Origin of the sequence: Citrobacter sp. KTE151, from assembly GCF_000398845.1 — a bacterium.
GTDB classification, from domain to species: domain Bacteria; phylum Pseudomonadota; class Gammaproteobacteria; order Enterobacterales; family Enterobacteriaceae; genus Citrobacter; species Citrobacter braakii.
This window is the reverse complement of record NZ_KB976065.1, coordinates 112,696-123,632: the sequence shown is the minus strand read 5'-3', so window position 1 is coordinate 123,632 and position 10,937 is coordinate 112,696. Positions and strand designations below refer to the sequence as shown.

The 10,937-nt window shown below is 53.0% G+C and carries 14 protein-coding genes; 5 read left to right on the top strand and 9 right to left on the bottom strand.

The features are described 5' to 3' along the window. Positions 1-68: 68 nt before the first annotated feature. Positions 69-500 carry a carboxymuconolactone decarboxylase family protein gene (locus tag WC7_RS08025; protein ID WP_016154147.1) on the bottom strand — a complete coding sequence of 144 codons (432 nt, stop codon included), beginning with the start codon at positions 498-500 and terminating at the stop codon, positions 69-71. A 90-nt stretch (positions 501-590) separates the two neighbouring features. Between WC7_RS08025 and WC7_RS08030 the strand changes: the two genes are divergently transcribed. After that, positions 591-1,925, top strand: coding sequence for a MocR-like pyridoxine biosynthesis transcription factor PdxR (locus WC7_RS08030; RefSeq protein WP_016154146.1), 1,335 nt, complete (start codon positions 591-593; stop codon positions 1,923-1,925). Between the two features lie 125 nt (positions 1,926-2,050). Continuing rightward, a complete protein-coding gene (locus tag WC7_RS08035; protein WP_016154145.1) occupies positions 2,051-2,401 on the top strand; it encodes a DUF2002 family protein in 351 nt (116 codons plus the stop codon). 36 nt (positions 2,402-2,437) lie between these two features. Here WC7_RS08035 and alaE read toward each other — a convergent pair whose 3' ends face one another. Further along, positions 2,438-2,887: an L-alanine exporter AlaE gene (alaE, locus tag WC7_RS08040; RefSeq protein WP_016154144.1), complete on the bottom strand. Its 450-nt coding sequence runs from the start codon at positions 2,885-2,887 to the stop codon at positions 2,438-2,440. Positions 2,888-3,444: 557 nt separating this feature from the next. Between alaE and stpA the strand changes: the two genes are divergently transcribed. Then, on the top strand, positions 3,445-3,846 hold the full coding sequence (stpA, locus tag WC7_RS08045; RefSeq protein ID WP_016154142.1) for a DNA-binding protein StpA: 402 nt from the start codon (positions 3,445-3,447) through the stop codon (positions 3,844-3,846). A gap of 36 nt (positions 3,847-3,882) precedes the next feature. On the opposite strand, the gene WC7_RS08050 is transcribed toward stpA, so the two are convergent. The 3 genes from WC7_RS08050 to WC7_RS08060 form a co-directional block, all read right to left on the bottom strand. After that, positions 3,883-4,062, bottom strand: coding sequence for a hypothetical protein (locus WC7_RS08050; protein ID WP_016154141.1), 180 nt, complete (start codon positions 4,060-4,062; stop codon positions 3,883-3,885). 80 nt (positions 4,063-4,142) lie between these two features. Continuing rightward, positions 4,143-4,670, bottom strand: a complete 528-nt coding sequence (locus WC7_RS08055; protein ID WP_016154140.1) for a rhodanese family protein — start codon at positions 4,668-4,670, stop codon at positions 4,143-4,145. A gap of 9 nt (positions 4,671-4,679) precedes the next feature. Beyond that, the gene (locus WC7_RS08060) at positions 4,680-4,979 is read right to left on the bottom strand and encodes an ArsR/SmtB family transcription factor (RefSeq protein ID WP_016154139.1); all 300 of its coding nucleotides are present in this window, start codon (positions 4,977-4,979) and stop codon (positions 4,680-4,682) included. A gap of 184 nt (positions 4,980-5,163) precedes the next feature. Here WC7_RS08060 and WC7_RS25810 point away from each other — a divergent pair, with 184 nt between their 5' ends. Further along, complete coding sequence (locus WC7_RS25810) at positions 5,164-5,322, top strand: YqaE/Pmp3 family membrane protein (protein WP_003037242.1); 159 nt, start codon at positions 5,164-5,166, stop codon at positions 5,320-5,322. Positions 5,323-5,418: 96 nt separating this feature from the next. After that, the gene (lysM, locus tag WC7_RS08070) at positions 5,419-5,868 is read left to right on the top strand and encodes a peptidoglycan-binding protein LysM (RefSeq protein ID WP_016154138.1); all 450 of its coding nucleotides are present in this window, start codon (positions 5,419-5,421) and stop codon (positions 5,866-5,868) included. A 12-nt stretch (positions 5,869-5,880) separates the two neighbouring features. On the opposite strand, the gene csiR is transcribed toward lysM, so the two are convergent. The 4 genes from csiR to gabD form a co-directional block, all read right to left on the bottom strand. After that, positions 5,881-6,567, bottom strand: coding sequence for a DNA-binding transcriptional regulator CsiR (gene csiR, locus WC7_RS08075; protein WP_016154137.1), 687 nt, complete (start codon positions 6,565-6,567; stop codon positions 5,881-5,883). 45 nt (positions 6,568-6,612) lie between these two features. Further along, positions 6,613-8,013: a GABA permease gene (gene gabP, locus WC7_RS08080; protein ID WP_016154136.1), complete on the bottom strand. Its 1,401-nt coding sequence runs from the start codon at positions 8,011-8,013 to the stop codon at positions 6,613-6,615. Between the two features lie 152 nt (positions 8,014-8,165). Continuing rightward, positions 8,166-9,449: a 4-aminobutyrate--2-oxoglutarate transaminase gene (gene gabT / locus WC7_RS08085; protein ID WP_016154135.1), complete on the bottom strand. Its 1,284-nt coding sequence runs from the start codon at positions 9,447-9,449 to the stop codon at positions 8,166-8,168. A gap of 25 nt (positions 9,450-9,474) precedes the next feature. Beyond that, entirely contained in the window at positions 9,475-10,923 is a 1,449-nt protein-coding gene (gene gabD / locus WC7_RS08090; RefSeq protein ID WP_016154134.1) for an NADP-dependent succinate-semialdehyde dehydrogenase, read from the bottom strand. Between the last annotated feature and the right edge of the window lie 14 nt (positions 10,924-10,937).

Below are 10,937 nucleotides of genomic sequence, written 5' to 3'. Positions count from 1 at the left end.
CGGAGGAAGTGATAGGAACTATGGCAGGTTGCCGGATGGCGTTTATGTCGCCATCCGGCAGCGCAGAATCACATGCGCATCCCTACCGCCAGACGGTTAAAGCAGTTCATCAGGCTAATAGCAAACGTCAGATCGCTAATCTCTTTCGCGCTAAAATGGTCGAGCAGCGGCAAATAAACGTCATCTTCGGCATGGGTGCTGGCTATATGGGTGACGGATTCGGCCCACGCCAGCGCCGCACGCTCCTGCTCGCTGAAGTGATGACTCACCCGCCAGCCTGCCAGCGCGTCCAGTTTGGCCTGCGCAACACCGGATTTGCGCAGCGCCTTACTGTGCATTTCCAGGCAAAAGGCGCAGCCGTTGATTTGCGAGACTCGCAGGTAAATCAGTTCCGTCAGCGTAGGTTCCAGCGCGCAGTTTTCCAGCGCTTTGCTGGCCTGAACCAAAGCGTTATAGATTTCAGGACTGAGTTCATAATAGGGCTGGCGTAACATTGTCATGGTATTTCTCCTCGTTTGGATGACCCGCAATGTAGCACTATAATGGACTGCTACAGAGAGCCATATTGTTGCCAAAAAAGCAGACCATAAATGCCACGCTATCAGCAAATCGCCCGTCAGTTAAAAAACGCCATTGAGAAAGGTGAACTAAAGCCAGGCACAAGATTGCCCTCCAGTCGGACCTGGGCCCAGGAGCTGGGGGTATCACGTTCGACGGTGGAAAATGCCTATGCAGATCTGGTGGCGCAGGGCTGGCTCGCGCGACGCGGGCAGGCAGGAACATTTGTCAGTGAGCAACTGCGACCGGAAAACGCACCTGTGTCTCCCGCCATCTTCGCCGGAGAAAACCCCAGGCCGCAGCCTTTTCAGATGGGATTACCCGCACTCGATCTCTTCCCGCGGGACGTCTGGGCGCGGGTGATGGGGCGGCGTTTACGCACCCAAACGCGTTTTGACCTGGCCGTGGGCGATGTTTGCGGCGAACGGGTTTTACGTCAGGCGATTGTCGATTACCTGCGCGTCTCACGCAGTATTGAGTGCCAGCCGGAGCAGATTTTTATTACTTCAGGTTACGCGGCATCAATGACGTTAATCCTGCGCGCTCTGTCTCAACCCGGTGAGGGGATGTGGGTCGAAGATCCTGGCTTTCCGTTGATTCACCCCGTGGTGGCTCAGGAGCGCATTGAGCTGATGCCGGTGGCAGTTGATGCCGATGGCCTGGATGTCTGCGCTGGGATCCGTGACTACCCGCAGGCGCGTTTTGTGCTGCTCACACCCGCACACCAAAGTCCGCTGGGCGTCGCCCTGTCATTAGACCGTCGCCACCAACTGCTTGAATGGGCGACTCGGGCGCAGGCGTGGATCATTGAAGATGATTACGACAGTGAATTTCGCTATCACGGTAAACCGTTGCCGCCGCTAAAAAGTCTGGATGCGCCCCAGCGGGTGATTTATGCCGGAACGTTCAGCAAATCGATGTTTCCGGCTTTGCGCACGGCATGGCTGGTGGTACCCCTGACTCAGGTCGAACATTTTCGTCAGCAGGCGGCGCTAACGGCCTGTAGCGTTCCGGTTTTATGGCAGCAAACGCTGGCGGATTTTATGCAAGATGGCCACTTCTGGCGGCACTTAAAACGTATGCGCCAGAATTATGCCCTGCGACGTCAATGGATGGAAAACGCGCTGAGTGAACAAGGATTTAACGTCATTCCTCAGGAAGGAGGGATTCAGCTGGTGATAACTGTCGACGGAGATGATGTTGCGCTAGTGCGCAAAGCGAATCAGGCCGGGCTGGCGGTTCAGGCGTTAAGCCGCTGGCGAATAACTTCAGCAGGAAAGGGGGGAATATTGTTGTCGTTTACTAACATCAGCTCGGTGGAAATGGCGCAGCAGGCGGCGTATCAACTGCGGATGTCGCTGACATAATTCTGCGCGGTTCTTAAGATATTCGTCCCACCATCGCCACTCGTTTATGGACTTTTCTGAAAGCGTTGCTAATGCTGAATCAGGTAAGGTAAGCCCGCAGTAAAAAAGATAACGAGGAAAAAAATATGTATTTACGACCTGATGAGGTGGCGCGCGTACTTGAAAAAGTGGGCTTTACCGTCGATGTAGTGACGCAAAAAACGTACGGCTATCGTCGTGGCGAAAATTATGTGTACGTTAACCGTGAAGCACGTATGGGACGTACCGCATTAGTTATCCATCCCACGCTAAAAGAGCGCAGCTCTTCGCTGGCGGAACCTGCGACGGATATTAAAACCTGCGATCACTACCAGCAATTCCCGCTATATTTAGCCGGAGAGACTCACGAACATTATGGTATTCCGCACGGCTTCAGTTCGCGAATTGCGCTTGAGCGTTATCTGAGTGGGTTGTTTGGCGACGTTAGTTCAAACTAATAATGCGACTGGCAGGGCCAGTCGCGAAGAGATCTGTCAGGCTTTAGCCTGGTGATAGCTGCTGACCTTAAACAGGCGGCGGCAATAATCAAGAAAGTAGCCATAGACCGCGCCCATCAGCATTGATACCACGATGTTCGAACTTACTGCAGCCGTAATCTGGTGCCAGTCTGCGCCAACCGTCAATAGAATAATCACATACACTGGTGACTGGAAGGTGACATAAGCCAGCACGTCCGCCAGGTTTTTCCCCCATCCTGCTTGCGTGGCTTTACGCGCCGCGCGCATAAACAAATCGCGATACATGCCGTATGGCCACGCGATCAGGATGTTGACGGGGATAGCCACCAGTCTGGAGTACAGAGACTGTTCGAAGCTCATTCCAGAAAGGAATATTTCGATCAACATGTTCACGACAGAACAATAAACAACCATCGCGAACGTGTCTGCTACTGCATGACGCAAGCGTGACTGCGGAGAGAACATGTTAATGCTCCTTGTAAAAAGGGAAAAAAAGGTTTTGAATACCTTCTTGCTAGTGATTTGTCTTGCTGCTTTCGCGTTTGAATAGGATATCTGCCTAGATAAGAGCTGGCAACTAGCTTAAAATTTTTATTTATTACCTTTTTGTCGATAAAATGCTCTGCAATGGTTTGTTTTTTGTTCGTTTTGGTATTTTCGTTGCTGATTTAATTAAAGGCATTTTAGATCAATGGGTTATGGAAATTTGTTTTTCTGAATTTTTTGCGCTCCTTTTCTCAATGTTGACTAATGTGCAATATGTATACGCACCGGCTCCGCGCGATGTTGTGGCCTGTTTTTCGAGTGATACCCTGAGACTCCTTGCAAGTATATTTATAGCGACTAGCAGAGGAATAGAATATATCGCATAGGCGATATCAAAATGGATGCGATAAATACACGAATTAGCTTTTTTGATTAGTAATATGCGAATAAATTAGACTGGAAATATAATAAGCAGTTGCATACAATATTTAGGGTAATACCGTTTTTATGTTTTACGTTAAAGAGGTTTTGTTAATATGAGTTCAATGTTAAAAAACTTAAATAATATCCGCTCGCTGCGTGCAATGGCTCGTGAATTTTCCGTTGATGTGCTGGAAGATATGCTGGAAAAATTCAGGGTAGTGACCAAAGAACGCCGCGATGAAGAAGAACAACTACAGCGCCAACGTGCAGAACAGCAGGAAAAAATTAATACTTTGCTGGCGCTGATGCAGGCAGACGGGATCAATCCGGAAGAGCTACTGAGCATGACGCCTGCGACGGCAGGTTCAGTTAAAAAACGTCAGCCGCGCCCGGCGAAATATCGTTTTACCGATCTCAATGGTGAAACAAAAACATGGACCGGACAGGGGCGCACACCGAAGCCAATTGCCCAGGCGCTGGCTGCCGGTAAATCTCTTGATGACTTTTTGATCTGATTATTAATGCGGTGAGGGCGACCTCACCGCTTATTTTCAGCAAACGCCAAAATCACCCTCTTCGGTATATCGCGTCACGTCAGCTGCTTTCAGCGTGAATTTTTCGCCGCTTTCATTACTGGCGTGTACCGCCACAATGTGATCGCCATTGACTTCGACAACTTTCAGTTTAGGTCCACCCATGCGTGGTTGAACCAGATCGCCAGGTTTAAACATATTGCTCTCCTTTATTTATCGCAGAACTCACCATAGATCACGTCAATCAGCGGGTACAGTGCAGTTTCAATGATTACCGCTTAATGAGTACGTCGGTTCCAGGGCATGATATCCAGCAATCGCGCCATGCCGCAAAAGCCGGTCACGCCAGCGAGTATTAGCCCGGCGCCCACAAAACCGCTCAGCAGGAAGAAGGCGCTGCTAACGGTGTAGCCCAGAATGACGCCGAGTAAGGCAAGGCTGCCTGCGGCTATCTGCACCTGGCGCATCAGCGGTAACGGTTGTGAACGATCTTTTGCCACCGGAAAACCTGCGGCTTTCCAGCCGTCAATGCCACCTTCCAACAACCAGACCTGCGCAGGCGCGGCAATAGCGTTCAGTTTTGTCGCCGCGTTTTGTGTACGTTTGCCTGACTGGCAGTGAAAAATCACCTGCCCGGCGCGTAAATTCGCAGGCAGCGATCCCTGCTCTAGCGTAGGTAATGGCGCCAGATGCGCCTCCGGAATATGCTCGTACAGATACTCGTCAGCATCGCGGATATCAATCAGTTTTGCGCCTTGTGCGACCAGCGTCTGCGCCTCGCGCGGGGAAATCGTCCCAATGGTCATGATGGCTCCTTATGGGCAATACAGTGTTTTTAATGTGGCGATCAGTGAATTCACGGCCGCATTTTTGATGGAGTACAGGATGCGCTGGGCATCGCGTTGGCTGTCTATCAGGCCCTCTTCACGCATACGCGCCAGATGCTGCGAAGTGGCGGAAGGACTCAGGCCGGTAACACGGGCTAATTCGCCCGCGCTGGTACCGGGTGAGCCGCAGAGCATGCACAAAATCAGCAACCTTTTCGGGTTACTCATCGCTTTTAGCAGGGCGGCAGCCTGCTCAGCGCTGGCCTGGAGTTGTTCAAGTTCAGTCATATGTATTTAAGTATGTTCTAAATTAAGATTATTCTAAAATAAACAGTCAACGTACGCCAGCGTAAAGAGCGTAAAGGAGGGTAAAACAGCAGGGGAAGGCTGGCAGAGTTAGGTACACTGACTATGCTTAGAGATAAAATCTCTTTTTAAACAATGAGTAACTTTTTGCTTGTATGGAGTGTGTATGGGTTTCTGGAGAATCGTTTTTACTATTATTCTGCCCCCGCTTGGCGTGCTGCTGGGGAAGGGGTTCGGCTGGGCATTTATCCTCAATATTGTTCTGACGCTGCTGGGCTACATCCCGGGTCTGATCCACGCCTTCTGGATACAAACGCGTAACTAATTACCTTTCTACTACGGCGCTCTGGCGCCGTTTTCTTTGCGCTTCTTTCTCCTCTGCTACACTTCCTGGTGTTGATTGTTAACTACCGAGGTGGATATGGGACTCTTTAATTTTGTAAAAGATGCGGGTGAAAAACTGTGGGATGCGGTTACTGGCAACCATGACACTGCCGATCTGGCAAAAAAGGTACAGGAACACCTGAACAAAACGGGCATCCCGGATGCGGATAAAGTGAACGTCCAAATTAACGAAGGTAAAGCCACCGTTTCTGGCGATGGATTAAGTCAGGAAGCGAAAGAAAAAATCCTGATTGCAATTGGCAATATCTCTGGTATTGCCAGCGTCGACGATCAGGTAAAAACTTCTGCGCCGGCGAGTGAAAGCCAGTTTTATACCGTAAAATCAGGAGATACCCTGAGCGCTATTGCCAAACAGGTATACGGTAACGCCAACCTGTATAACCAGATATTTGAAGCGAATAAACCGATGCTGAAAAGCCCGGATAAAATTTATCCAGGGCAGGTTTTGCGTATTCCAGAACAATAAGAATGTTCAGGCTTATTGCGTCAGCAATTTGCCGGACATCGCGTGTTGAATAATCGGAATGGGCGTCAGCAGGTGCTGGCGCATTAATTCGCTGGCACGTGCAGCATCGCGTGCCAGAATTGCTTCGGTCAGCGTTTGGTGCTGATCGTGTTTATCTTCCAACATCTCCACCGACAGCACCGTCTTTCGCAGCCAGATAAACCGGTAGCGCGCCGCCAAATCGAATAGCCGTTCGCGCATTTGCAGCAGATACTGTGAACCGCAGCCAGCGACAATTGCCGAATGAAAAGCCTGATGGCGCTGATCCCACTCGTCGAGCATCTGTTCACTGGCGTCAACGGCTTCAAGCTTGCCGAGCATATGCGCCCGCGCCAGGATTTCAGCTTCCCAGGCGTCGCCGCCGCGTTCAATGGCCAGCGCGACCAGCATGGCTTCCATATTGGCGCGGGCATCGAAAATATCGAGCAACTCCTGTTCGGACATTGGGGCGACACGATACCCTTTCTGATTGACCACCGTGACCAGCCGCTCGGCAACCAACTGCGAAAGCGCTTCGCGTAGCGGTCCCACGCCAAGCTCATAGCGTGAGGTCAGCAGGCTCATACGCAGTTTTTCATCAGGCTGATACACACCGCGGATGATGTCGTTTTTCAGCCAGCGGTATCCATCAATGGCCGTCGGTTGGGGAATGGCGGTCATGGTCTTACTCCTGAACGGTTTTCCCGGCCTGCGCCGGGAAAAGGTTTAATGCGTATTTTGCAACGGTGCTTTTTGCCACGATAGCAGTTTTTTCCAGCGTGACATAATAGGCACGGTGCAAATAATTCCTATGGCTAACAACCCGGTAGAGATAACTTCCAGTTGTTGAGCCGGGCGAAAGAGCATCACCACCAGCACAAAGATAATAAAGGCGATTACCAGCCAGGTAAGCCACGGATAGAGCCACATTTTCAGTTTAATTTCACCGCCTCGCGCCAGCAGGATTTTGCGCATCCGCAGTTGGGAAATTGCAATCACCAGATAAACCAACAGGGCGATGGCGCCGGAGCTGTCGATCAGGAATTTGAACACCTTGGCCGGGGCGTAATAGTTGACCACCACGGTGAGGAACGCGGCCCCCGTAGACAGCAACACCGCCACATAAGGCGTTTTACTCCGGTTCGTTTTACCCATAAAGGCGGGAGCATCGCCACGACGGCTCAGGGAGTAAAGCATACGCGAGGACGTATACAGCGCGGAGTTCAGACAACTGGTTACCGACAGCAATATGACACAGTCCATGATCAGCTTAGCGTGTGGAATATGCAGTAACTCCAGCACCGAGCGGTAAGAGCCCACCTCTTTCAGTCCCGGCATGTTCCACGGAATCAGCGCGACGACCACGAAAATAGAGCACAGATAGAAGATGGAGATACGCCAGATAACCGAGTTGGTGGCGCGGACGATGTGCTTATCCGGGGTGTCGGACTCGGCGGCGGCGATGGTAACAATCTCTGCACCCATAAAGGAGAACATGGTGATTAGCATCGCGCTGATCACCGCGCCAAAACCGTTGGGCATGAAGCCGCCCTGATCCCACAGACGCGAAACTCCGCTGACCTCGGCATAGGGATAGAAACCGCTAATCGCCACTGCGCCGAGAGTGATAAACGCCAGAATGGCAATCACTTTGCACAGCGCCAGCCAGAACTCGAACTCACCGTAATTTTTGACGCTCAGCAAATTACTGCCGGTTAATGCCAACGTGATAACCAGAGAAAACAGCCAGATAGGAATGCCTGGAACCCAGGAGTGCAGAATGATGGCGGCAATATTCGCTTCCAGCGGGATAACCAACACCCAGAACCACCAGTACAGCCAGCCGATGGTATAACCCGCCCACGGGCCAATGGCCTTATCGGCGTAGGTGGAAAAGGAACCGGTATCCGGGGTGGCAACGGCCATTTCGGCCAGCATGCGCATAATCATCACCACCAGCAATCCGGCGAACAGATAGGCCAGTAATACTGCGGGACCGGCTTCTGCAATCGCCACGCTTGAACCCACAAACAAACTTGCGCCGATAACCCCGGCAATAGACAGCATGGTGACGTGGCGTGATTTCAGCCCGCCCCCTAAATCATGTGATTGTGACACTTGCCCCATCTTTTAAACCTCTCGAAAGTATTTCACTTGGGAGAGCACCCCGGCATTCCCGCGCCGAGGCACGCGTATTATTGTTATTGACCCTGTCTGCCGGATGGCGGCTCCGCCTTATCCGGCCTGTGGATTGCGTTTTTTATTGGTCGAATGCGGTGTTAACCCTGCTTCGCTTCGGCAAAACACTGAGCGATAATGTCCAGCCCCTGGCAGATTTGGGCATCTTCAATGGTCAGTGGGACAAGAATGCGCAGTACGTTGTAGTAAGGTCCGCAGGAGAGCAGGATCAGCCCTTTATCGCGCGCACGCGCGACGATTTCCGCGGTCAGTTTGGCGTCTGGTTTCGTGTGATCGCCGTCTTCAAACAGTTCGATTGCGATCATCGCTCCCAGCCCGCGTACATCGCCAATCTCGCGGTGGCTTTCCGCGATAGCCAGCAGGCCTTCGCGCAGGGTTTGCCCCAGGTCGTTGGCTTTTTGCAGCAGATTTTCCTGTTCGAAAATATTCAGTACCGCCAGTGCGGCGGCGCAGGCAATCGGGTTACCGGCATAGGTACCGCCCAGACCGCCCGGTGGGATTGCGTCCATGACTTCGGCGCGCCCGGTCACTCCCGCCAGCGGGAAGCCACCGGCGATAGATTTGGCGAAGGTGGTGAGATCGGGCGCAACGCCCATCTGCTCCATAGCGAACAGCGTACCGGTACGGCCCGCGCCGCTCTGTACTTCATCGGCAATCAGCATGATGCCGTGCTCGTCACAAATAGCGCGCAGACGTTGCATAAAAGCAGGAGAGGCGGCGTAAAAACCACCTTCGCCCTGGACGGGCTCTATCACGATGGCGGCAACGTCTTCCGGAGCGGCATCATTTTTGAAGATACGGTGAATGCTGGCGATAGCATCGTCTTCACTGATGCCGTGCAGCGGGCAAGGATAAAGCGCACGGTACACGTGGCCCGGCATCAGTCCCATTCCTGCAGAGTACGGGTTTACTTTCCCGGTCAGCGACAGGGTGTAGTGGGTTCGACCGTGGTAAGCGCCGCTGAAGGCGATAGTGCCGGTTCGTTTGGTGGCAGCGCGGGCGATTTTCACCGCGTTTTCCACCGCTTCCGAGCCGGTTGTCACCAGCAGGGTTTTTTTGGCGAAATCGCCCGGCACTTTCTTATTCATGATTTCGCACAGCTCCAGGTACGGCTCATAGGCCAGCACCTGGAAACAGGTATGGGACAGCTTTTTCAACTGTGCTTCTACCGCAGAGACGATCTGCGGGTGCAGGTGGCCGGTGTTCAGCACCGCAATACCGCCAGCAAAATCGAGGAATTCACGGCCTTCAACGTCCCAGACTCGACAGTTTTCTGCACGCTCGGCAAAAATAGGGTGGATTTGTCCTACGCCACGGGGAACGGCGTTGCTGCGGCGTTGCATAAGTTCTTTGTTGGTGCTCATCAGGTGTTCTCCAGTATTTATTTTATTAAAGGCCGATGCACATATATTTGATTTCTAAGTAGTCTTCGATGCCGTATTTCGATCCTTCACGGCCAAGACCGGAGGCTTTGATTCCCCCAAACGGGGCGACTTCGTTGGAGATAATGCCGGTGTTAATCCCGACAATGCCGTATTCCAGCGCTTCGCCAACGCGAAAGACGCGGCTCAAATCACGGGCGTAGAAATAGGCGGCCAGACCAAACTCGGTGTCATTGGCCTGAGCGATGACGTCAGCCTCGTCCTTAAACCGGAACAGCGGAGCCAGCGGGCCGAACGTCTCTTCTTTGGCGACCTTAGCGTTGTCAGGCACATCCACCAAAATGGTGGGCTGGAAGAAGTTGCCGCCGAGTGCGTGAGGTTTGCCACCCGCGATAATGCGCGCGCCTTTATCCAGAGCATCGGCGATGTGTTCCTGCACTTTGGCTACCGCTTTCTCGTCGATCAGCGGCCCGGTGGTGACGTCAGGCTGCAGACCATCACCGAGGTGCAGTTTGCTCACTGCCTGCTGGAGTTTTTCGGCAAAACGGTCATACACGCCGTCCTGCACGTACAGGCGGTTGGCGCAGACACAGGTTTGGCCAGCGTTACGGAACTTCGATGCCAGTGCGCCTTCTACGGCTTTATCGAGATCGGCATCGTCAAAGACGATAAACGGCGCATTGCCGCCCAGCTCCAGCGACACTTTTTTGATGTCTTTGGCGCACTGCTGCATTAACTGACGGCCAATTTCGGTTGAGCCGGTAAATGACAGCTTGCGTACCAGCGGGTTGCCGGTCAGCTCGTTGCCGACCGCGCTCGCTGAACCAGTCACCACGCTGAAAACGCCTGCCGGGATCCCGGCGCGATTGGCAAGCTCTGCCAGCGCCAGTGCGGAGTAGGGGGTCTGGCTGGCCGGTTTAAGCACCATTGTGCAACCAGCCGCCAGCGCCGGACCGGCTTTGCGGGTAATCATCGCCGCGGGGAAGTTCCACGGCGTAATCGCGGCGGTAACGCCGATCGGCTGTTTGATGACGATTAGGCGTTTGTCGGCCTGGTGGCCGGGGATCGTATCGCCATAGATACGTTTGCCCTCTTCGGCAAACCACTCAATAAAGGAAGCGGCATAGGTGATTTCACCTTTGGCTTCTGCCAGCGGTTTACCCTGTTCCAGGGTCATCAGACGGGCGAGATCGTCCTGATGCTCAATCATCAGGTTGAACCAGCGGCGCAGGATGTTGGCCCGCTCTTTGGCGGTCAGCGCGCGCCAGGCGGGCAGAGCGCGGTTAGCGGCGTTAATCGCTTCGCGGGTTTCATCCGCCCCCATTTTCGGTACGCTACCTAATTGCTGACCGTTGGCGGGGTTGGTCACCGCGATGGTCTCGCCGCTGTTGGCGTCACGCCAGTTGCCGTCGATCAGTGCCTGCTGGCGAAATAAGGTTGGATCGTTAAGTTGCATAATTGCGTCCTGTC

What these genes read in the sequence shown, in the direction of transcription:
- gabD (WP_016154134.1), bottom strand. Translation starts at nt 10,923, where the DNA reads ATGCAACTTAACGATCCAACCTTATTTCGCCAGCAGGCACTGATCGAC.
- WC7_RS25810 (WP_003037242.1), top strand. Translation starts at nt 5,164, where the DNA reads ATGGGTTTCTGGAGAATCGTTTTTACTATTATTCTGCCCCCGCTTGGC.
- WC7_RS08025 (WP_016154147.1), bottom strand. Translation starts at nt 500, where the DNA reads ATGACAATGTTACGCCAGCCCTATTATGAACTCAGTCCTGAAATCTAT.
- gabT (WP_016154135.1), bottom strand. Translation starts at nt 9,449, where the DNA reads ATGAGCACCAACAAAGAACTTATGCAACGCCGCAGCAACGCCGTTCCC.
- lysM (WP_016154138.1), top strand. Translation starts at nt 5,419, where the DNA reads ATGGGACTCTTTAATTTTGTAAAAGATGCGGGTGAAAAACTGTGGGAT.
- stpA (WP_016154142.1), top strand. Translation starts at nt 3,445, where the DNA reads ATGAGTTCAATGTTAAAAAACTTAAATAATATCCGCTCGCTGCGTGCA.
- WC7_RS08060 (WP_016154139.1), bottom strand. Translation starts at nt 4,979, where the DNA reads ATGACTGAACTTGAACAACTCCAGGCCAGCGCTGAGCAGGCTGCCGCC.
- WC7_RS08055 (WP_016154140.1), bottom strand. Translation starts at nt 4,670, where the DNA reads ATGACCATTGGGACGATTTCCCCGCGCGAGGCGCAGACGCTGGTCGCA.
- csiR (WP_016154137.1), bottom strand. Translation starts at nt 6,567, where the DNA reads ATGACCGCCATTCCCCAACCGACGGCCATTGATGGATACCGCTGGCTG.
- alaE (WP_016154144.1), bottom strand. Translation starts at nt 2,887, where the DNA reads ATGTTCTCTCCGCAGTCACGCTTGCGTCATGCAGTAGCAGACACGTTC.
- WC7_RS08050 (WP_016154141.1), bottom strand. Translation starts at nt 4,062, where the DNA reads ATGTTTAAACCTGGCGATCTGGTTCAACCACGCATGGGTGGACCTAAA.
- WC7_RS08030 (WP_016154146.1), top strand. Translation starts at nt 591, where the DNA reads ATGCCACGCTATCAGCAAATCGCCCGTCAGTTAAAAAACGCCATTGAG.
- gabP (WP_016154136.1), bottom strand. Translation starts at nt 8,013, where the DNA reads ATGGGGCAAGTGTCACAATCACATGATTTAGGGGGCGGGCTGAAATCA.
- WC7_RS08035 (WP_016154145.1), top strand. Translation starts at nt 2,051, where the DNA reads ATGTATTTACGACCTGATGAGGTGGCGCGCGTACTTGAAAAAGTGGGC.